A 20,702-nucleotide genomic window follows, 5' to 3' on the forward strand; every position below is an offset into this window, starting at 1 on the left:
GTTCGTTACGTCGGGTCGAGGCCGTGGCTGCGCAGCCACGGCAGCGGGTCGATCGCGGAGCCGCCGCCGGGACGCACCTCGAAGTGCAGGTGCGGTCCGGTGGAGTTGCCCGAGTTGCCGGAGAAGGCGATGGGGTCGCCCGCCTTCACGGGGCCGCTGGAGACCTTGTGCGTGGAGAGGTGGCAGTACCACGTCTCCGTGCCGTCCTTGGCGGTCACGATCGCCATGTTGCCGTAGGCGCTGTTCCACTTCGTGGACACGGTGCCGTCGGTCGCGGCGAGCACCTCCGTGCCGTACGACACGGGGAAGTCGATGCCGGAGTGCGCGGACATCCAGTTGACGCCCGCCTGGCCGTAGTACGCGCTCAGGCCGTGCTGCTTCACCGGCAGCGCGAACTTGGGGCGCAGCCGCTCCTTGCGCGCGGCCTCCGCGGCCGCCTTCTTCTCCGCGGCCGCCTTCTGGGCCTTGAGGTCGATGCGTTCCTGCGTACGGCTCGCGCGGTCCGCGAAGTCGCCCGCGTCGGCGGAGAGGTTCGCCAGCTGGGTGTCGAGCTTGTTGTTGGCGGCGGACGGCTTCACGGACGTGGGGTCCGGGGCGGACGCCGTCGTGTCCTTGCTCTCGTCGCCGCCGAAGTTGCCCACGGACGCCGCGGCGACACCCGCGACACCCATCACGCAGGCCGACGGCACGGCGACGGTGAAGAGCGCGGAGCGCTTGGCGGGGCTGCGGCGGCGGGTCCTCGAACGGCCCGCGCCGCGACCGCCGCGGGGCTCGGCACCCGCGCTCCGGTCCTCCGCGATCGGCTCGTCGTCCGGGTAGTCGGCGATCCCGGCTTCGTACGCCGCCTCCGCCTCGTACGCGGCCTCGGTCCCGTAGGGGCTGTCGGCCTCGTACGCGGATTCGGGCCCGCCGCTCGTCAGGTCGTACGGGTCGGTGAGTTCGTAGGAACCCGTCGACTCGTAGGCGTCGGTGGGCTCGTACGACGTCGGCTCGTGCGGGGCGGGGTGCGCGTGGGAGGCGGGGGACTCGTGGGGCTGGCCCGCCGAGTTCCACGCGGTCGCGTCGTACGCACCCGTCTCGAAGGTCTGCGTATCGAAGACCTGCGTGTGGTCGAAGGCCTGCGTGTCCCACTGGCCGGTCGCCGGTGCCTGGTTCCAGGCGGTGGCGTCCCACTGGCCCGAGGTGTCGGGGCCCGGCTGCGCGGGGATGTCGGCGAGCTGCTGATAGCCGCCCGTCGCCCACATCCCGGTGGTGTCGTAGCTGCCGGTGTCGTAGGCGGCCGCGTGGTGCTGCGCCGCGTACGCGTCGTAGTTCAGCGTCTGCTGGGTGCCCGTGGTGGTCGCCCACTGGCCCGTGTCGTACGCGCTCTGGCCGCCGTTCATGTCCCCGAAGAGCGGGTCGGCGGCGAAGCCTCCGGTGTCGAAACTCCCGGTGCTGAAGCTGCCGGTGGAGTAGGCGTCATACCCCTGGGGGGCGGCATCGTGCTGATCGTACGTCGCGTAGTGCGCGTAGTCGGCGCCGGGTGCCGAGGGCTGGGGAGTCGAGCTCCCCGACGGGTGACGGTCGTTCACCAACTTCTCTTTCGCCTCGGCAGCAGGGGCAGAGCAGTGCGGCGACTGTACCCGGCGGTATACGGGCGCGACAATCTTCGGCAGGTTTCGTTGTCTCAGGAAACGGGCATTCGGCCGTCTTTCGGCGGTCCCCGGGCACAGCTTTGGCCTTGCGTTCGAAGCCCGTTCGAGGTCTGGGCGGTGTTTCGGTGGCCGACGGCTTCGGGGTCAGGCGACCGTCAGGCCGCCGGGTGCGCCCTTGGCGTCCGTGCCCGGGTGCGCCAGGTCCAGCGCCTGGATGATGCCGTTCGCGACCGCGGGGTGCACCGGGAGCGCCAGGTGTCCGATGCCGGTGACGCGTACGTTCTGCGCGGTCAGGTCGGGGTGGTCGACGCAGGCCGTCTCCAGTGGGTCCATCAGCTGGTCGAGATCGCTCCAGAAACTCACGAAGTGCGTGCGGCAGCCCGGCGCCGGTTCCTTCAGCTCCTCGATCACCGCGGATCCCGGGCGCATCTGCCGCACGATCGGATGCGCGTCCGCGAGCGGCGCGACCCGGGTGCCCGCGTGCGGGGTGCCGAGGGTGACGAGGGTGCGTACGCGTACGTCGCCGCCGAGGCGCTGCGCGTAGTAGCGGGCGATCAGGCCGCCGAGGCTGTGCCCCACGACGTCGACCCTGGTGTGACCCGTGCGCTCACAGAGTTCCGCTATGTGCCGGCCCAGTAACTCGGCGGCGGCGGGGACGTCGCAGGTGAGCGGCGAGTAGTTGAGCGACTCCACACGGCGTCCGCCGTGTTGGGCCAGGGCGCGACGCAGCAGTACGAAGACGGAACGGTTGTCGATGAAGCCGTGCAGGAGGAGGACCGGGGGCCTGGCGTCCGGGGGGAGGCGCGGGGCGTCCGGGGGCGGCTGGAGCGGGGCCGGCCTGCGTTCCTGCGCGATGCCCGAGGGATAGAGGAGCAGGTGGCCCGCGAGGATCGTCAGCTCCAGGGCGGATGCCTTGAGCAGGGTCAGGGAGATGCCTGCGGTTTTGGTCCTGGAGAGGAGGGAGAAGAGGGGGGCGGTTTGGAGCGGTGGCAGTTTCGGCAGCAGCGTGCCGAGCTGGCGGAGTGGGCGCAGTGTGTGGAGTGGGTTGAGCGTGTGGAGTGAGCTGAGTGTGCTGAGCGGGTTGAGTGCGCTCAGTTGGCGAAAGGGGTGGGCCCCTGTGACCGGCATCGTCGACCTCCCGTTTGGCGCGCGGAAGGACGGCTCTGTCCCCCGTGTGCCCTAGGGGGAGTCGTGGGCGAGGAGTCGGCTGTGCGGAGGTCTTCTCCGTGGCCCCCGTGCGGCGGCGTGCCGCGCACCCTGACAGTGCGCTCCTTGCCCCCGTGCATCGCCGATGCACCGCACCACCACGCCGGGCGGCTGCCGGCGTGGTGGTCCGGCGATCTCGTTGCGGCTCCCCTCGCGCCTGGTCCGGTCCGGATGCGGAGCGTGAGCCCCCTGGGGCCGGAGTGGCGCGCAGCGAACGTGTCCCACCGTGTGATTTCCCCCTCGCTCTCCACCGTGAAACTGCCGGGTGCGCGATCCTGGAGATAACGTTCGTTCACTTGCCGTGCTTGGGCAGGTGGATATCGGTGCAGGGATATCGGTATCGGTACTCGGTACTTGGTACATGGAGGCAGTGATGGGTGTGGCAGCCGGTCCGATCCGCGTTGTGGTCGCCAAGCCGGGGCTCGACGGGCACGATCGTGGGGCCAAGGTGATCGCGCGGGCGCTGCGGGACGCCGGTATGGAGGTCATCTACACCGGGCTGCACCAGACGCCCGAGCAGGTGGTGGACACCGCGATCCAGGAGGACGCCGACGCGATCGGGCTCTCCATCCTCTCCGGGGCGCACAACACGTTGTTCGCGCGCGTCATCGAGCTGCTCAAGGAGCGGGACGCGGAGGACATCAAGGTGTTCGGGGGCGGGATCATCCCGGAGGCGGACATCGCGCCGCTGAAGGAGAAGGGCGTCGCGGAGATCTTTACGCCGGGGGCCACCACCACGTCGATCGTGGAGTGGGTTCGGGCCAACGTGCGGCAGCCTGCGGGGGCGTAGCTGGGCGGGTCGCTGGGCGCGGGCGCTGGCGCGGGCCGGGGCGGGGATCGTCTGCGGGTCCGGGTGGGCTGGTGCGCGGGGTTCGTCTGTGGGGCGGGGCCGTGGGGGTATGTACGTACTCGCTATCCCGGGGCGGGAGTTGGTCGGGCTTGCTTCCTTGCCTTGGTGGCCACTTGTGCTCCGTGCGCACATACCCCCACGTCCCCTCGGGCCGGTTCCGCGGCCGCGCCCCGGTGGGGGCTGCCCCACACACGTCCGGACAGCGTGACCGGAGAGGACGTGGCGGTAGGTCGGGCCGGTCCTGTGGCCGTGCCCCGGTGCGGGGTGCTTTTCCGTACACCCCGGACTGCGCCGATGCCCCAGTTCACCCGGTGCCCCACCGGCCTGCAGCCGCGAGTGCTCCTGAGGGGACGTGGCGGTTCACCGGGATAGCGAGGACGGACATACCGGCGCGGCCCCGCCCCACAACCGCACCCAAGGCGCACGACCACCGAGCGGGACAAAGGAGGCCCACCGCCTCCCCCACCCGCCCCATCGCGTCAGGGCGAGAGTTCCGTGGTGATCGCGGATCGTAGGCGGAGCGTGGTCACCAGGCGCTGGAACGCTTCCGACCAGTAGCTGCCCGCGCCGGGAGACGCGTCTTCGCGTTCGTCGGGGATGGCCGTGAGTGCCTCCAGGCGGACCGCCTCCGCGGGGTCCAGGCAGCGTTCCGCCAGGCCCATCACTCCGCTGAAGCTCCAGGGGTAACTGCCCGCGTCCCGGGCGATGTTCAAGGAGTCCACCACCGCGCGGCCCAGGGGTTCCGACCAGGGGACCGTGCAGACCCCCAGGAGCTGGAAGGCCTCCGACAGGCCGTGGGCGTCGATGAAGCCGGCCACCCAGTCCGCGCGCTCCCGTGCGGGCAGGGACGCCAGGAGCTTGGCGCGCTCGGCCAGGGAGACCGCGCCGGGGCCCCCGGCGTCGGGGGACGCGGGCGTGCCGAGCAGCGCTCTGGACCAGGCCGCGTCCCGTTGCCGTACGGCCGCTCTGCACCAGGCCGCGTGCAGTTCGTCGCGCCAGTCGTCGGCCACCGGGAGCGCCACTATCTCGGTGGGCGTGCGGTGGCCGAGGCGGCCGGGCCAGATGTCGAGTGGGGTCGAGTCCACCAACTGGCCCAGCCACCAGGAGCGTTCGCCCCGGCCCGTGGGGGGCTTGGGCGTCACGCCGTCCCGTTCCATCGCCGCGTCGCACTCGTGCGGGGCCTCCACCGTGAGCGTCTGCGTGCTCGCCACGTGGTCCACCGCCACGCAGGAGGCCGCTCGGGCCGCCATCCGCGCCGCCAGGGCCGAACCGGGGAGCGCGGAGAGGAGTTCGGCAGCCGTGGCGCGGACGTTGCGGCTGCGGTCGGTGAGGGCCTCCTCCAGGAAGGGCTCGTCCGCCGCGGAGAGGCCCGTGCGTAGGGTGTCGAGGAACATCAGGCGGTCCTCGGCGCGCTCCGTCCGCCAGGTGGAGGAGAGCAGGGCGCGGGCCGCTCCGGAGTCGTGCTCGCGGAGTGCGGTGAGCAGGGCCACCCGTTCCGCGAACAGGCCCTCCTGCCAGAGGGTATGGATCTGTCCGGTGTCCTCCGGGGGCGGGAGGGATATGCCCCCGCCGGGGGTCGAGCGCAGCGCGAACTTCCAGTCCGGGTTGAGGCGGGCCAGCCACAGGGCCCGGGGGCCCGCGAAGGTGAGGGCCTGGGGGCGCAGGTCCGTGCGGCCGCGTGCCGCGTTGAGTAGGGCGGGCAGCAGCTCGGGCGGTGCCCCGTAGCCCCGCGCGTTCGCCAGGGCGAGCCACTGGGGCAGGAGTTCCATCAGGTCCGGTGCCGCGCCCCGTCTGCCGCTGCCGCCGGTGCCCGGCTGGTCGGTGAGCAGGGTCGCGAGCCGCTGCCTGGCCGCAGTGGGCAGCGGCGGCCTGGGGTCGTCCGCCGCGGGCTCGGGCGGTGTGGCCGCCGGGGCGGGGCGCAGGCCCGCCCTGCGCCGTACGGTCTGTGCCGCCGCCGCGTCGAGGAGGGCGAGAGGCGCCTCCTTGCCCGGGGCGGCGAGCGCGCGGCGGTCCGTGCCGAGGAGGGCCGTGGTGACGAGCTCCTCCCAGGGCGTGAGCGCGGGCATCCTTGCCTCCTGAGGTGTCAGCACAGCGGGACCGGTCCTTCCGCGTCCTTCGGCCAGGCAGCCAACGGCGTGAAGCCGCGGTGGCCGCACTCCCCGAACACCGTGAGCGGTGTGCCGCCGGACAGGGCGACCAGGCGCCACAGGCCCGGTCGGGACGCCGCCGACGGGGAGATGGGGAGCGCCAAGTTCTCTTCCGGGTCGGTCAGTTGCCAGGTGTCCTGGGGCTTGGTCGGGATGACTCCGGACAGTGTCACGGGGTGTGACTCCAGCCAGGGGTCCTTCCGCAGCGCTTTTCCGTAGTGGGCCGTCGCCTCGGACACGCGGACGCCAGGCGGGCGCAGTGGCGTGGGGGCCGGGGCGGTGAACTGCTCGCCTAGGTCCGCCCGGAGCTGGCCCGCGCCCGGGTAGCGCGACAGCTCGGCGTCGAACGCCAGGCCGACCGGCAGAGTGAGGGCCGGGGCCCGGCCCGCCGCCCCGTAGGAGAGGAGCAGTGCCGTGCGGCCGGAGTCCGCGCCGTACATCCATATGCGGCGCGTGGTCAGTTTGCTGTCCGCCGTGTCGTACTGCGCGAGGACCAGCCAGTGGTCCCGCAGCGGCGGGTCATGCGGCTGGGCGGGCAGGCCGACGCGGGAACGGACCGTCGCGGCCAGCTCGGCCGGCAGCTCCTCGCGGTGCAGCCAACCCTGGTCGAGGAGGTGCAGCAGCGCGCACTCCTCCAGGAGACGGACCGGCCAGCCAGGACCCGACGAGGGGATCGCCCCCAACTCGCGTACGCGCGCGGCCAGTCCAGGAGCCTGCGCGTCGACCATCCGGGCGGCCGTCTCCTCCCACAGCCCGTACCCCGTCTGCTCGGCCGCCGCCGTGCCGCCGCGCAGCAGGTCCGACAGGCGCTGCTCCAGCTCCGTCACGCCCGCCGTGATCCGCTCGGCCCGCTTCTCCGCGCGGCGGTGCGCCGCTTCGGGGTCGGCCGGGGCGGCCTGCGCGGGCGAACTCCGCTTCTCCTTCGTTCTCTTACGTCGTGCCGCCAGCCATTCCTCCGCCCAGGGCGGAGGCTCGCCCTCCGGCACGGTGCCGTCCTGGCCCGCCCAGACCAGCAGCAGCCCGAGCGCGTGCTTGCACGGGAACTTGCGGCTCGGACAACTGCATTTGTACGCCGGGCCCGCCGCGTCGCCCGTGCCCGTGATGTCGACGACCGTCTGATACGGCTTGCTGCCACTGCCCTTGCACAGTCCCCACACCGTCCCCTCGCCAGAACTGCCCGCCTCCGACCATGGGCCGGCAGCGCCGAGTTTGCTGCCCGCCTTTCGTGACGGGGCATCAGGAGCCAGTGCCAGCACCTGATCCACCGTCCAGCGCACCCCCTGCTGAGTCATGTCTCGAAGGTAGGCGCCGCCACTGACAATCGGTCGAGTGGTGACCATCCATGCAGGTCAGAGGCTTGCGCGGGTCGATTGTCAGTGGCGTGGTGCACGGTGGAGACACATCCGGGCCAGATGCGCCCGGACGAGTTGGAGGGGGATCGCTCCATGACCGTTTCCGTCGACCCGACGACGTCCGCGACCGCGAACGGACCCGCGTCCGCAACCGATTCCGCGACAGGCTCCGGCACCGGTTCCGCGAGCGGCGCGGAGGTCCTGCGGGCGCACGCGGAGCATGCCTTCGCCGACGAGCTGGCCGCGCTCGGCGCGCAGGACGATCGGCCCAGGCCCGCCCGTTGGAAGCTCTCGCCGTGGGCCGTGGCGACGTATCTGCTCGGCGGCACGCTGCCCGACGGGACCGTGATCACGCCGAAGTACGTGGGGCCGCGACGCATCGTCGAGGTCGCCGTCACCACGCTCGCCACCGACCGCGCCCTGCTCCTGCTCGGCGTCCCCGGCACCGCCAAGACCTGGGTGTCCGAGCATCTGGCCGCCGCGGTCAGCGGGGACTCGACGCTGCTCGTGCAGGGCACGGCGGGCACCCCCGAGGAAGCCATCCGGTACGGCTGGAACTACGCGCAGTTGCTCGCGCACGGGCCGAGCCGTGACGCGCTCGTGCCCAGCCCCGTCATGCGCGCGATGTCCGAGGGCATGACGGCGCGGGTCGAGGAGCTGACCCGCATCCCCGCCGACGTGCAGGACACGCTGATCACGATCCTGTCGGAGAAGACCCTGCCGATCCCGGAGCTCGGCCAGGAAGTACAGGCCGTGCGCGGCTTCAACCTCATCGCCACCGCCAACGACAGGGACCGCGGCGTCAACGACCTGTCGAGCGCGCTGCGCCGCCGCTTCAACACCGTCGTCCTGCCCCTGCCGGCGAGCGCCGACGCCGAGGTCGACATCGTCGCGCGCCGCGTCGACCAGCTGGGCCGCTCGCTCGAACTGCCCACCGGGCCCGAGGGGTTCGACGAGATACGGCGCGTCGTCACCGTCTTCCGCGAGCTGCGCGACGGCGTCACGACCGATGGACGTACCAAGGTGAAGTCGCCCAGCGGCACGCTGTCGACCGCCGAGGCGATCTCCGTCGTCACCAACGGCCTGGCGCTCGCCGCCCACTTCGGGGACGGGGTGCTGCGCCCCGGTGACGTCGCGGCGGGCATCCTCGGCGCCGTCGTGCGCGACCCGGCGGCCGACCGCGTGATCTGGCAGGAGTACCTCGAAGCGGTCGTGCGTGAGCGCGACGGATGGAAGGACTTCTACCGCGCCTGCCGTGAGGTGAGCGCATGACGACGGCGTCGGAGCCGCTGCTGCTCGGCGTGCGGCATCACGGCCCCGGCTCCGCGCGGGCCGTGCGGGCCGCCCTCGACGAGGCGCGTCCCCAGGTCGTCCTCGTGGAGGGGCCGCCCGAGGCCGACGCCCTGGTGGAGCTCGCCGCCGACGAGGGCATGCGGCCGCCCGTCGCGCTGCTCGCGCACGTGGTGGACGAGCCGGGCCGCTCGGCGTTCTGGCCGCTCGCGGAGTTCTCTCCGGAGTGGGTGGCCATCCGGTGGGCCCTCGGGCAGGGCGTGCCGGTGCGCTTCATCGACCTGCCCGCGGCGCACTCGCTCGCCCTGCGCGCCGAGGACGACAGCGCGCCGCAGGGAGAGGGCGAGGGAGCGGGAACGGGAGCGGGAGAGGGAGAGCAGGCTCCGGAGGCGGGAGGAGAGGCCGCGGGGGAGGGGCCGGGGGATGTGCGGATCGATCCCATCGCCGTTCTCGCCGAGACCGCCGGGTACGACGATCCCGAGCGCTGGTGGGAGGACGTCGTCGAGCACCGGGGGCCGGGCGGCGACGCGTTCGCGCCGTTCGAGGCGCTGGGCGATGCCATGACGGCGCTGCGTGAGGAGTGCGGGGACGGCGGGCACGCGCGCGACGCGGTGCGCGAGGCGTACATGCGACTTCAAGTGCGCGCCGCGCAGAAGGAGTTCGGGGCTGGGGGTGTTGCCGTGGTGTGCGGCGCCTGGCACGTTCCCGCGCTGCGGCAGAAGGTCGCGGTGGCCGCCGACCGGGCGCTGCTCAAGGGGCTGCCCAAGGTGAAGGCGGAGATGACGTGGGTGCCCTGGACGCACCGCCGGCTCTCCCGCACCAGTGGATACGGCGCGGGCATCACCTCGCCCGGGTGGTACGGCCATCTGTTCGGCGCCCCCGACCGGCCCGTCGAGCGCTGGATGACGAAGGTCGCGGGGCTGCTGCGCGCCGAGGACAGCCCGGTGTCGTCCGCGCACGTGATCGAGGCGGTACGGCTCGCCGACACGCTCGCCGCGATGCGCGGGCGGCCGCTCGCCGGGCTCACCGAGGCCACCGACGCCGTGCGGGCGGTGATGTGCGAGGGCTCGGACGTGCCGCTCGGGCTCGTGCACGACAGGCTCGTCGTCGGGGACGTTCTGGGGGAGGTGCCCGACGCGGCGCCCGCGGTGCCGTTGCAGCGCGACCTCACCCGTATCCAGCGCAGGCTGCGGCTCAAACCGGAGGCGATGGAGCGGCAGTTGGAGCTCGACCTGCGCAAGGAGACCGACGCCGCGCGCAGCACGCTGCTGCACCGGCTCCGGTTGCTCGGCATCGGCTGGGGCGACCCGGCGGCGTCCCGGGGGAGCACGGGCACGTTCCGGGAGACCTGGCGGCTGCGCTGGGAGCCGGAGCTGTCCGTGCGGGTCGCGGAGGCGGGGGTGTGGGGGACCACGGTGCTCGGCGCGGCCACCGGCAGGGCGTCGGCCGACGCGGTCGAGGCGGTCGCGCTCGCCGATGTCACCGCGCTCGCGGAGCGGTGCCTGCTCGCCGGACTCCCGGACGCGCTGCCCGTGGTGATGCGGGTGCTCGCGGACCGGGCGGCGCTGGACACGGACGTCGGCCATCTCGCGCAGGCGCTGCCCGCGCTGGTGCGTTCGCTGCGGTACGGGGACGTGCGGGGCACCGACACGGAAGCCCTCGGCGAGGTGGCGCTCGGCCTCGCCGAGCGGGTCTTCGTGGGGTTGCCGCCCGCGTGCGCGGGGCTCGACGCGGATGCGGCGCTTGCCATGCGGGGGCATGTCGACGCGGTGCATCAGGCGGTGGGGCTGTTGGGCGAGTTGGCGCCGTCGCCGTCGCCGTCTCCGTCTCCGTCTCCTTCGGCCTCGGGGGGTGCTGCGGACGTTCGTGTCCGGTGGTACTCCGTCCTGCGGGCGCTCGCGCGGCGGGAGGCCGTCGCCGGAGTCGTACGGGGGCGGTGTGTGCGGTTGCTCCTGGACGGCGGGGAGTTGGGGGACGAGGACGTCGCCCGGCTCATGGGGCTCGCGCTCTCCCGGGGGAGCGAGCCCGCAGAGGGCGCCGCCTGGATCGAGGGGTTCGTCGGGGGCGCGTCCGGCGGCGGGATGCTGCTCGTGCACGACGAGCGGCTGCTCGGCCTGGTCGACGACTGGCTGAGCGGAGTCTCCGGAGAGGCGTTCACCGACGTACTGCCGCTGCTGCGGCGCACGTTCTCGGCGTACGAGTCGGGGGTGCGGCGGACGCTGGGGGAGCTGGTGCGGCGCGGACCCGGCGGGGGAGCCGGCGCGGTGGCCACGGGGGCAGGAGGGATTCCCGGGTTCGACGAGGAACTCGACGTCGCGCGGGCGGATGCCGTGCTGGGGGTTGTCGAGCTGTTGCTGGGGGTGGGGGTCGGGTTCGAGGGCGAGGCTGGGGCTGGGGTCGGTGCGGGCGGTGGCCGAACGCCCCGTGTCGGCGCGGACGGCGCCGGTTCGGACGGCACCGGTGAGGAGGGCACCAGAGCGGACGGCGCTGGTGGCGTCGGGGTGGACGGGCACAACGATCTTGCGGGGGTGGGCTGATGAGCGGGATTCCGGATGAGCGGCTGTGGCGGTGGCGTCTCGTGCCCCGGGGTGGTGACGCGAACGGCACCGGTGCGGGCAGTGCCCAAGTCGGTGGGGCCAGAGCCGGCGGCGCCGGCGCAAGTGGCACCGGAGTGGACGGGCGCAACGATCTTGCGGGGGTGGGTCGATGAGTGGGGCGGCGGACGAGTGGCTGCGGGGGTGGCGCCGCGTGCTCGGGGGCGGCGCGGACGGCACCGGTGCGGGCGGTGCCAAAGCTAGCGGTGTCAGAGCGGGCGGGCGCAACGAGCTTGCGGGGGTGGGGCGATGAGTGGGATTGCGGATGAGCGGCTGCGGCGGTGGCGGCTCGTGCTTGGGGGCGGTGACGCGGACGGCACCGGATGTGGGCTAGCCGGGCGGGACGCGGCGATGGACGGGGCGCTCACCGCGTTGTACGGGGGCGGGGACGCCAAGGACGCCCGGGGACGGGAGCGTTCGGCGGGTCTCGGGGGGTCCGCGCCGTCCGTGGCGCGCTGGCTCGGGGACATCCGGACGTACTTCCCCTCGTCCGTCGTCCAGGTCATGCAGCGCGACGCCATCGACAGGCTCGGCCTCTCCACGCTGCTCCTGGAGCCCGAGATGCTGGAGGCCGTCGAAGCGGACGTCCACCTGGTGGGCACGCTGCTCTCGCTCAACAAGGCGATGCCCGAGACCACCAAGGAGACCGCGCGGGCCGTCGTGCGCAAGGTCGTCGAGGAGTTGGAGAAGCGGCTCGCGACGCGGACCCGCTCCACGCTCACCGGCGCGCTAGACCGCAGCGCCCGGATCAGCAGGCCCCGCCACCACGACATCGACTGGAACCGCACCATCGCGGCCAACCTCAAGAACTACCTGCCGGAGCACGGGACGATCGTCCCCGAGCGCCTCATCGGGTACGGGCGGGCTTCCCAGTCGGTGAAGAAGGAGGTCATCCTCTGCATCGACCAGTCGGGGTCGATGGCCGCGTCCGTCGTGTACGCGTCGGTGTTCGGCGCCGTGCTCGGTTCCATGCGGTCGCTCAACACCCGGCTCGTCGTCTTCGACACGAACGTGGTGGACCTGACCGAGCAGCTCGACGACCCCGTGGACGTCCTGTTCGGCACCCAGTTGGGCGGTGGGACCGACATCAACAGGGCGCTCGCGTACTGCCAGTCGCAGATCACCCGGCCCGCCGACACGGTCGTCGTCCTGATCAGCGACCTCTACGAAGGGGGCATACGCGACGAGATGCTGAAGCGGGTCGCGGCGATGAAGGCGTCCGGGGTGCAGTTCGTGACGCTGCTGGCGCTCTCCGACGAGGGGACACCGGCGTACGACCGCGAGCACGCGGCGGCGTTGGCCGCGCTCGACGCACCGGCTTTCGCCTGCACACCCGACCTCTTCCCGGACGTGATGGCGGCGGCGATCGAAAGGCGCCCACTTCCCATACCGGACACGACTGTTGGGAACCGGACATGAGTACGCATCGGTAACAGGGGGCTTGCGCTACCGCGGGCGTCCCGTGCGAGGATCGTCGCGCCGTACCCGCGGAGCGAGAGGTTCCGCCTGGCCGCCCTGCGTGCGTGCGGGCCTGTGGGCCTGTGGCCGCCATGACGTGGACATCTGTTCTCCCAGTTCTCCTCCCGCCCCTCCTTTGTAGAGGACTTCTCCCGCAGTGACTTCCGCTTTCGCAGCCGCGCCGAACGGTGCCGCCGTGCGCGTCGCACGTGCGGTCGCCCGGCGGCGCGGGCTGCAAGTGGTGCTGTTGCTCGGGGCGTTGCTGGTGCTCGGGTTCCTCTTCGGGGAGCGGGCGCAGGCGGCCGACGGGCTGGTGCCGGGCGACGGTGCCGGGATGGGGCAGGTCCAGCCGCTCAGGCAGGCCAAGCCGGTGACGCAGGCCAAGCCGGTGACGCTAGAGAAGACAGTGACGCAGGCTCAGCCGGTCAAGGAGGCCGCCTCCGTGCGGCGGGCTGTCGAGCCGGGTGCTGAGCCTGTCGCTCGCGCGGTGCGGCACGTCGCCGAGCCGGGTGTGGAGCCTGTGGTGCGGCCCGTGGGCGAGACCGTGCATCGGGTGACCGGTGCGTTGCGTGCGGCGCCTTCTCCTCGGGAGCTGCTGCCCGAGCGGTCACGGCCGGGTTCGGGTGACGGTCGCGGCGAGGGCCGTGGCCATCGCGATAGCCGTGACCGTGGCTCTGACGGTGGCGTCGAGCACGCGCCTGACGCCGAGGCCGCGCACATACGGAAGCAGCCTTCGGACGCCCCCACTGGGCCGTGGGCCGACACGTCGCACTCCTCGTATCCCTCGTACGGAGGCGGGAGTTGGCACAGTGGCGCCGACGCCGATCGCGGCACGACCGCAGGCGAGTACGGCAGCGGTACCGGGCGTGCGCCTCTGCCCGGACCTGTTGATCCCGGTGGGTCCCTCGGCAAGGCGACCGCCGGGGACGGTGGCGCCTCGCGGCACGCCGATCTGTACGCCGCCGTGCTCGACGGGCGCGCGCCGGTCGATCTCCTCGTCGGTCCCGGCCTGTCCGGGGGCTCCGCGGCGATCCGCGACAGACAGCGGGACATTCCCGAATTCCCTGGCTAGGGCAGCCCTCTCCCCGCGATGACCTGCCGCGCGCGGGGGCGGAACAGGTCTGCCCGCCGGTCCCGGTCCATGAGGACTCGGTACCGGAGCCACAGCCAGTACGAATTCGAAGGATCTGACGCAAGCATGAACAAGAACATCCGCCGTTCCATCGTCATAGCCGCCGGTGTCACCGGTGCGTGGGCGCTCGGTTCCGCAGTCGCCAGCGCGGACGAGCTGCCGCAGCACTCCGTCGCGGTGCCGGACCAGGCGTCCGACGTGGTCCAGGACGTCAAGGGCGACGTCCCGGACGTGAAGGACGTCAAGAAGGGCGCCGACGTCGAGAAGGTCACCGACGTCAAGAAGGTTGCGGGCGTCAAGGGCAAGGTCGCCGAGGTGACCGACGGCTCGGGCGTGGACCAGGTCAAGAAGTCCGCGACCGGTGCGGCCGCGAAGGCGAAGTCCCTCGACACGGGTGACATGGGTGACACGGTCGACACGGGTGACACCGGCGCCGTCACCCCGGACGCCGTCGGCGACAAGCTCCCCGCCCCGGAGGGGATCGGCTCCGTCGACGACATCGACTACCTCTTCGGCCCCCTCTCCGCCTTCGCCCCCGACCTGGACGGCTCGCTCGCCCAGGCCCCGGAGCACGTGCGGACCGCCACCGACACCGCCACCACCGCGGCGGCCACCACCGCGACCCCGGTCGTCGGCCAGACCGCCGCGTCCGTGCTGCCGCCCGTCGCCGCGAGTGCCGTCGACGGTGTCGTGCCGGTCGCGGAGCAGGCCGTGGGTGACGTGTCGTACCTGGCGCAGGGTGTGGTCGGCGACGTGCAGCCCTTCGCGGGCGGCGTCGTCGGTGAGGTCCAGCCCTTCGCGGGCGGGGTCACGAGCCAGGTCCAGCCGTTCGCGGGCGGCGTCACCGGGCAGGTGGGGCCCTTCGCGCAGGACGTCACCCGTACCGCCGCCCCCGACGCGGGGGCCCTCGCGGGCAACGCCGTCGGCGGTGTGCGGGGCGTGACGGGCGACGTCATCCCGGGTTACGTGCACACCGCCTGACCGCGGGAAGCAAGCGCGGAAGTAATCGCGGGAAGTAACAGCGGCAACGGGAGCAAACGGGCGGCCTCCGACGCAGCGGGGGCCGCCCGCGGCCCATCGAGCCGGTGATCTGTGACAGTCATCACCGCCCAAATGTGATCTGCGATTTAGGGACCTACGTCCCACGGCGATAACCTGCGAGACGGACATGCCGCGTACCGGACTCCGTCCTACGCCTCCCTTGTGACAGCGCAGTCACGTTGCCCTCCGCGGCACGCCCACGCAGACAGCTGACACCAAAGCAGCGAGATCGCAGCGAGATCACGGAAAAGGGACGGACGCGCGTGGACCTGTTCGAGTACCAGGCGAGGGACCTCTTCGCCAAGCACGGTGTACCGGTGCTGGCCGGTGAAGTCATCGACACGCCTGAGGCGGCGCGCGAGGCCACCGATCGCCTTGGCGGCAAGTCGGTCGTCAAGGCACAGGTGAAGGTCGGTGGCCGCGGCAAGGCCGGCGGCGTGAAGCTGGCGGCGAACCCGGACGAGGCCGTCGCTCGCGCGACGGACATCCTCGGCATGGACATCAAGGGCCACACGGTCCACAAGGTGATGATCGCCGAGCTGTCCCCGGAGATCGAGGCGGAGTACTACGTCTCGTACCTCCTCGACCGCACCAACCGCACCTTCCTGGCCATGGCGTCGGTGCAGGGCGGCATGGACATCGAGGAGGTCGCGGAGAAGACCCCCGAGGCCCTCGCGAAGGTCCCGGTCAACGCCGTCGAGGGCGTCGACATCGAGAAGGCCCGCGAGATCGTGGCCCAGGCGAAGTTCCCGGCCGACGTGGCCGAGGGTGTCGCCGAGGCCATGGTGACCCTGTGGGACACCTTCGTCGCCGAGGACGCGCTCCTCGTCGAGGTCAACCCCCTGGTGAAGACCAAGGACGGCCGCATCCTGGCGCTGGACGGCAAGGTCTCGCTCGACGAGAACGCCGACTTCCGCCAGGCGGACCACGAGGCCCTCGAGGACAAGGACGCAGCCAACCCGCTCGAGGCTGCTGCCAAGGCCAAGAACCTCAACTACGTCAAGCTCGACGGCGAGGTCGGCATCATCGGTAACGGTGCCGGTCTGGTCATGTCGACCCTGGACGTCGTCGCGTACGCCGGTGAGAACCACGGTGGCGTGAAGCCCGCCAACTTCCTCGACATCGGTGGCGGCGCCTCCGCCGAGGTCATGGCGAACGGCCTGGAGATCATCCTCGGCGACTCGGACGTCAAGTCCGTCTTCGTCAACGTCTTCGGTGGCATCACCGCGTGCGACGAGGTCGCCAACGGCATCGTGCAGGCCCTGGAGCTGCTCGCCTCGAAGGGCGAGAAGGTCGAGAAGCCGCTGGTCGTGCGCCTCGACGGCAACAACGCGGAGCTGGGTCGCAAGATCCTGAGCGACGCCAACCACCCGCTCGTGCAGCGCGTGGACACCATGGACGGCGCGGCCGACAAGGCCGCCGAGCTCGCGGCCGCACGGTGACATTGCGCGTCTCCGACACGACAAGGGACTAGGTACAGAACAGCCATGGCTATCTTCCTCAACAAGGACAGCAAGGTCATCGTCCAGGGCATGACCGGTGCCACGGGCATGAAGCACACCAAGCTCATGCTGGGTGACGGCACCAACATCGTCGGCGGCGTGAACCCGCGCAAGGCCGGCACGTCCGTCGACTTCGACGGCACCGAGGTCCCGGTCTTCGGCACGGTCAAGGAGGCCATGGAGAAGACGGGCGCCAACGTGTCCGTCCTCTTCGTGCCGCCGGCCTTCTCCAAGGCCGCCGTCGTCGAGGCGATCGACGCCGAGATCCCCCTCGCCGTCGTCATCACCGAGGGCATCGCCGTCCACGACTCCGCCGCCTTCTGGGCGTACGCGAAGTCGAAGGGCAACAAGACCCGCATCATCGGCCCGAACTGCCCCGGTCTCATCACCCCGGGCCAGTCGAACGCCGGCATCATCCCGGGCGACATCACGAAGCCGGGCCGCATCGGCCTGGTCTCGAAGTCCGGCACGCTGACGTACCAGATGATGTACGAGCTCCGTGACATCGGCTTCTCGTCGGCCGTCGGCATCGGTGGCGACCCGGTCATCGGTACGACGCACATCGACGCCCTGGAGGCGTTCGAGGCCGACCCCGAGACCGATCTGATCGTCATGATCGGCGAGATCGGCGGCGACGCCGAGGAGCGCGCGGCGGACTACATCAAGGCCAACGTGACGAAGCCGGTCGTCGGCTACGTCGCCGGCTTCACCGCGCCCGAGGGCAAGACCATGGGCCACGCCGGCGCCATCGTCTCCGGCTCCTCCGGCACGGCGCAGGCCAAGAAGGAGGCCCTTGAGGCCGCCGGCGTCAAGGTCGGCAAGACGCCGACGGAGACCGCCAAGCTTGCTCGCGCGATCCTCGCCGGCTGAGGGTGCCTTAGCAGGTGAAAGCGGGCCCGCACCTCTTTTGAGGGTGCGGGCCCGCTTTCGTTTTCGGGTGCGTACGGGCTGGCCGCGCAGTTCCCCGCGCCCCTGACGGGGCGCTCCCCCCGTGTGACTACTCCGGCTGCGGGAGCATGCGTTCCGGGCCGCTGTGCATGGCCGTGCGGAGCTTCTTGCGGAGTTCCGTGTCTTCGTACGAGAGCGGGCCGGGGCCCATCCGGGGCGGTACTCCGCTGATCGCCTTGCCGGGGGACTGCGGGGGCTCGTAGTGCGTGGGGGCCGTTTTCAGGGTGAGGGCCGTCGCGCCGATGATCAGGGCCGTGAAGGCGATCGCCGCGCGGGTCCAGAAGCGGGCGCGGTGCTCGCTGCCGGTGCGGATCCATTCGGCCTTCGGCGTCCCCAGCTTCTCCGCGCCGCCCAGTTCGCCGAGGCGCCGGTGGAGTGCCTCGGGCGCGGCCAGGTCGGGCAGCCGCTCGGCGACCGCCTCGCGCGCGTGCAGCAGCCGGTTGGCCGCGGCGGGCGTGCTCGCCTCCGTCTCCGCCGCGGTCTCGGGCAGGCCGAGGCCGACGCCGTCGTAGAGCAGCAGGGTGCGGCGCTGCGCGGGCGGCAGGCTGAGGAGTACGTCGAGGAAGGCGCGGTCCGCGGGCGCGGCGGGTGGTGCGTCGGGGTGGCGCTGGCTGGGCCGGAAGCGGTGCCAGGGCGACATCGCGTACTCGTACGCCGCCGCGCGCACCCAGCCCGCCGGGTCACGGTCGACGGCCACCTCGGGCCAGCGCTGCCAGGCCAGTTGGAAGGCCCGCTCCACCGACTCCTGGGCGAGGATCCTGCGCCCGGTGAGCAGGTACGTCTGGCGTACGAGGCCGGGGGCGCAGTGGGCGCAGAGCGCGTCGAAGGCCTGTGCGGGGGTGAGGTCGGGCTCTCGGGAGGACTCTGCCGCCGGTGAGGCGGGGGCCGTCCGGCGGGTGTGGCCGTTCGCGTGGGCCGTCGCGGCGGCGCCGACGGGGACGGGGCCGCGGTGCGGGACCTTGCGGGTGCCGCGCGGGGCGGGCCCCGGCTTCGCCGCCCGCTTGGCGGCGGGCTCGGGCCGCGTCCGTGATCTGCCGCGGTCTCCGGAGAGGAGGGCGGCGATCTTCACAGGGCCTGGACGGGCGGTCCCGTGGTGCGGGGCGGCGGTGCCGTTGCGCGCGGGGGCCGGTGGCGCGGGAGGCTCGGACGAGGGGCCGGGATCGGCCGTCCGGCCTACCGGCGGCCGCGCGGACGGCTTCGCGTACGGCTTGGCGAAGGGCCGGTCGGACGGCTGCGCGGTGGGCCGCGGGGACTGTTGGGCGGACTGGGCGGACTGGGCGGACTGGGTCGACTTGGCCGGCTGGGGCGGAGGCTGCGGGGAGCGCTGCGCGGACGTCTCCTCCGCGATCGCGTTCAGCAGCTTCGCGTACGCCTCGCGCTTGCGGCCCCGGGGGCTGGTGCGGCCCGTCTCCCACGAGCGCACGGTCTCCCGGGTGACGCCCACCTTGGTGGCGACATCGGCCTGGCTCAGCGACTTCGCCTCGCGCAGCCTGCGTCGTTCCTTGGGGGACGGCAGAGGCGTGGCAGGGCTCTGGGTCATCGGACTCTCCGCACGGTGGGCCGACGTGCGGCGGACGGCCGGGCGCAGCCGTTCCGCCGTACGAAAAAGTACATAAACGTATCTTGAGCGACACATCCGGTATTCGCCTGTTACGGGAAGAAAGCGCGTGTCGTTGGGAGCATGGCCGGGTGAACCGAACGACCGACCTCAGCGCCTCGTCGCCGCCCGTGAAGACGTCGGCCGAACGAGCCGACGACCGTTCGCCCGGCCTTGCCACCTGTGTCCTCGGCGGGGCCGTCGCCGCGGGGCTCGGGCTCGGCTCGTCCGCCGTCCTCGTGATGGTGTTGTGGATCAGCTCGCCGTACCCGGACAGCGGACCCGGTGGCGCGCTGCACGTGGCGGCGGGGCTCTGGCTGCTCGCCCACGGCACCGAGCTGATCAGGACGGACACGCTCTCCGGGGTGCCCGCGCCGGTCGGCGTCACGCCGCTGCTGCTGGTCGTCCTGCCGGGCTGGCTCGTGCACCGGGCGGCCAGGGACGCGGCGGCGCCCGAGGGGCGCGGGCACCCGGTGCGCACGGCCTGGTGCGGGGTGGTCGCCGGATATCTGCTGGTCGGCGCGGCCGCGACGCTCTACGCGGCGGGCGGTGAGCTGCGCGCGTCCTGGGGCAGCGCCGCCGTGCACCTGCCGTTGCTCGCGGTGGTCGCCGCCGGGTTCGGGGTGTGGACGGCGCACGGCCGTCCGCGCGGTCCGCTGCCGGTGGCGCTGCGGCGCGTGCTGACCGCGCTGCCCGGCGGGGCGCGGGCGCTCTTCGTGCGCGGCTTCTTCGTGCGCAGGCGGGCGCTGGCCCTGGCGCGGGCCGGGGTGGCGGCGACGCTGGTGCTCGTCGGCGGCGGTGCGCTGCTCGTCGCGGTGTCCCTGGTGGTGCACGCGGGGCCGACGCAGGAGTCGTTCGCGCAGGTCACCGACGTGTGGTCGGGGCGGTTCGCGGTGCTTCTGCTCTCGCTCGCGCTGGTGCCGAACGCGGCGGTGTGGGGCGCCGCCTACGGGCTCGGCCCCGGTTTCGCGCTCGGCACGGGCACGGTGGCGGGTCCGCTGGCGGTGGGCGCGGGGCCGCTGCTCCCGCCGTTCCCGCTGCTCGCCGCGGTGCCGCCGGAGGGGCCTGGATCGCCGCTGACGTGGGCCGCGGCGGCGGTGCCTGTCGCCGCGGGGGTCACGGTCGCGTGGTGCACGGTGCGGGCGGCCGCGCCCGCCTCCGGCGAACGGGCCGAGGCGTGGTCGCGGGGCAGGACCGCCGCGGGCGCGGCGGCGGCAGCGGCGGTGTGCGGGGCGGCGACGGCGGTGCTCACCGCGCTCGCGGGCGGGCCGATGGGTGTGGCGGTGCTCGCCGACTTCGGTCCGGTCTGGTGGCAGACGGGGCCCGTGGCACTGGGGTGGGCGGCGGTGGTCGGGGTGCCGGGAGCGCTGGCGCTGCGCGCGTGGCGGCTGCGGGAACCGGCCGCGCCCCGGGAGCCAGGGCCGCGCCGCGGGTGGCTTCCGCGCATCGGGCTGCCGTCCCTGCGGCCGCGACTTCCCCGGGTGCGGGTGCCGATGCCCCGGGTACGCGGCCGGGTGCGCGTCCCGAAGGTCCGGCTCCCCTGGCCCGCCCGCACCCCGGCCGTCCCGCCGACCACGGAACCCACGGCACCGGACCCGGCCGACTTCGAACCGTACGACTTCGGCACCCCGGCCCCCGCCTGGCACGACGACTCCCGAAGGGAGGCACGCTGGCAGGCACTGAAGGAGGCCGGCGAGCGGTCCTCGCAGACGGAGCCGGTACGGCCGGGGGTCCCCCCGGGGACACAGCACTCCGTGGAGCCGGGCCAGCCATCGGAGGTCGAGTGGCTGCCGGTGGCGGAACGGCCGTGGGAGACGGGGCGACCGGTGGCGGAGAGGGAGCCGACACCGGAGGTGCAGTGGCCACCCGTGGCGAGGCCGTCGGCGGAGGGGGAGCGGGGGCCGGACGCCGACTAGGCGCGGGTGGGCGCCCTCGGCGGCGAGGCCGTTCC

Annotated in this window: 14 protein-coding genes; 9 read left to right on the forward strand and 5 right to left on the reverse strand. The window is 72.9% G+C overall.

What is annotated here, in order from left to right; all coding sequences use genetic code 11:
* Positions 1 to 5: 5 nt before the first annotated feature.
* Together ACIO9J_RS05865 and ACIO9J_RS05870 are read right to left on the reverse strand one after the other, a co-directional pair.
* Positions 6 to 1,571: a M23 family metallopeptidase gene (locus tag ACIO9J_RS05865; RefSeq protein WP_401993209.1), complete on the reverse strand. Its 1,566-nt coding sequence runs from the start codon at positions 1,569 to 1,571 to the stop codon at positions 6 to 8.
* Between the two features lie 207 nt (positions 1,572 to 1,778).
* The gene (locus ACIO9J_RS05870; RefSeq protein WP_401993212.1) at positions 1,779 to 2,762 is read right to left on the reverse strand and encodes a lipase family alpha/beta hydrolase; all 984 of its coding nucleotides are present in this window, start codon (positions 2,760 to 2,762) and stop codon (positions 1,779 to 1,781) included.
* A 451-nt stretch (positions 2,763 to 3,213) separates the two neighbouring features.
* Between ACIO9J_RS05870 and ACIO9J_RS05875 the strand changes: the two genes are divergently transcribed.
* Positions 3,214 to 3,630 (forward strand): cobalamin B12-binding domain-containing protein, encoded by a 417-nt coding sequence (locus ACIO9J_RS05875; protein WP_401993215.1) that lies wholly within the window; start codon positions 3,214 to 3,216, stop codon positions 3,628 to 3,630.
* Between the two features lie 539 nt (positions 3,631 to 4,169).
* Here ACIO9J_RS05875 and ACIO9J_RS05880 read toward each other — a convergent pair.
* Positions 4,170 to 5,756 carry a DUF5691 domain-containing protein gene (locus ACIO9J_RS05880; RefSeq protein WP_401993218.1) on the reverse strand — a complete coding sequence of 529 codons (1,587 nt, stop codon included), beginning with the start codon at positions 5,754 to 5,756 and terminating at the stop codon, positions 4,170 to 4,172.
* Between the two features lie 17 nt (positions 5,757 to 5,773).
* Positions 5,774 to 7,129: an SWIM zinc finger family protein gene (locus ACIO9J_RS05885; RefSeq protein ID WP_401993221.1), complete on the reverse strand. Its 1,356-nt coding sequence runs from the start codon at positions 7,127 to 7,129 to the stop codon at positions 5,774 to 5,776.
* A gap of 153 nt (positions 7,130 to 7,282) precedes the next feature.
* Here ACIO9J_RS05885 and ACIO9J_RS05890 point away from each other — a divergent pair, with 153 nt between their 5' ends.
* From ACIO9J_RS05890 to sucD, 7 genes are all read left to right on the forward strand, one after another.
* Positions 7,283 to 8,461 (forward strand): AAA family ATPase, encoded by a 1,179-nt coding sequence (locus ACIO9J_RS05890; protein ID WP_401993224.1) that lies wholly within the window; start codon positions 7,283 to 7,285, stop codon positions 8,459 to 8,461.
* The gene (locus ACIO9J_RS05895; RefSeq protein WP_401993227.1) at positions 8,458 to 11,016 is read left to right on the forward strand and encodes a DUF5682 family protein; all 2,559 of its coding nucleotides are present in this window, start codon (positions 8,458 to 8,460) and stop codon (positions 11,014 to 11,016) included. Before ACIO9J_RS05890 ends, ACIO9J_RS05895 begins: the two co-directional genes overlap by 4 nt.
* 306 nt (positions 11,017 to 11,322) lie before the next feature.
* Positions 11,323 to 12,492 carry a VWA domain-containing protein gene (locus ACIO9J_RS05900; protein WP_401993229.1) on the forward strand — a complete coding sequence of 390 codons (1,170 nt, stop codon included), beginning with the start codon at positions 11,323 to 11,325 and terminating at the stop codon, positions 12,490 to 12,492.
* 235 nt (positions 12,493 to 12,727) lie between these two features.
* On the forward strand, positions 12,728 to 13,603 hold the full coding sequence (locus ACIO9J_RS05905; protein ID WP_401993232.1) for a hypothetical protein: 876 nt from the start codon (positions 12,728 to 12,730) through the stop codon (positions 13,601 to 13,603).
* Positions 13,604 to 13,729: 126 nt separating this feature from the next.
* A complete protein-coding gene (locus ACIO9J_RS05910) occupies positions 13,730 to 14,644 on the forward strand; it encodes a hypothetical protein (protein ID WP_401993234.1) in 915 nt (304 codons plus the stop codon).
* A 323-nt stretch (positions 14,645 to 14,967) separates the two neighbouring features.
* Entirely contained in the window at positions 14,968 to 16,146 is a 1,179-nt protein-coding gene (gene sucC, locus ACIO9J_RS05915) for an ADP-forming succinate--CoA ligase subunit beta (RefSeq protein ID WP_401993237.1), read from the forward strand.
* Positions 16,147 to 16,191: 45 nt separating this feature from the next.
* Complete coding sequence (sucD, locus tag ACIO9J_RS05920) at positions 16,192 to 17,076, forward strand: succinate--CoA ligase subunit alpha (RefSeq protein WP_359331074.1); 885 nt, start codon at positions 16,192 to 16,194, stop codon at positions 17,074 to 17,076.
* Positions 17,077 to 17,203: 127 nt separating this feature from the next.
* Here the strand turns inward: sucD and ACIO9J_RS05925 are convergent, their stop codons facing one another.
* Positions 17,204 to 18,694 (reverse strand): helix-turn-helix domain-containing protein, encoded by a 1,491-nt coding sequence (locus ACIO9J_RS05925; protein WP_401993240.1) that lies wholly within the window; start codon positions 18,692 to 18,694, stop codon positions 17,204 to 17,206.
* Positions 18,695 to 18,843: 149 nt separating this feature from the next.
* On the opposite strand from ACIO9J_RS05925, the gene ACIO9J_RS05930 reads away from it, so the two are divergent.
* Positions 18,844 to 20,667 (forward strand): DUF6350 family protein, encoded by a 1,824-nt coding sequence (locus ACIO9J_RS05930; RefSeq protein WP_401993243.1) that lies wholly within the window; start codon positions 18,844 to 18,846, stop codon positions 20,665 to 20,667.
* Positions 20,668 to 20,702 lie beyond the last annotated feature (35 nt).

This window comes from Streptomyces sp. NPDC087300 (assembly GCF_044744425.1).
Lineage (GTDB): Bacteria > Actinomycetota > Actinomycetes > Streptomycetales > Streptomycetaceae > Streptomyces.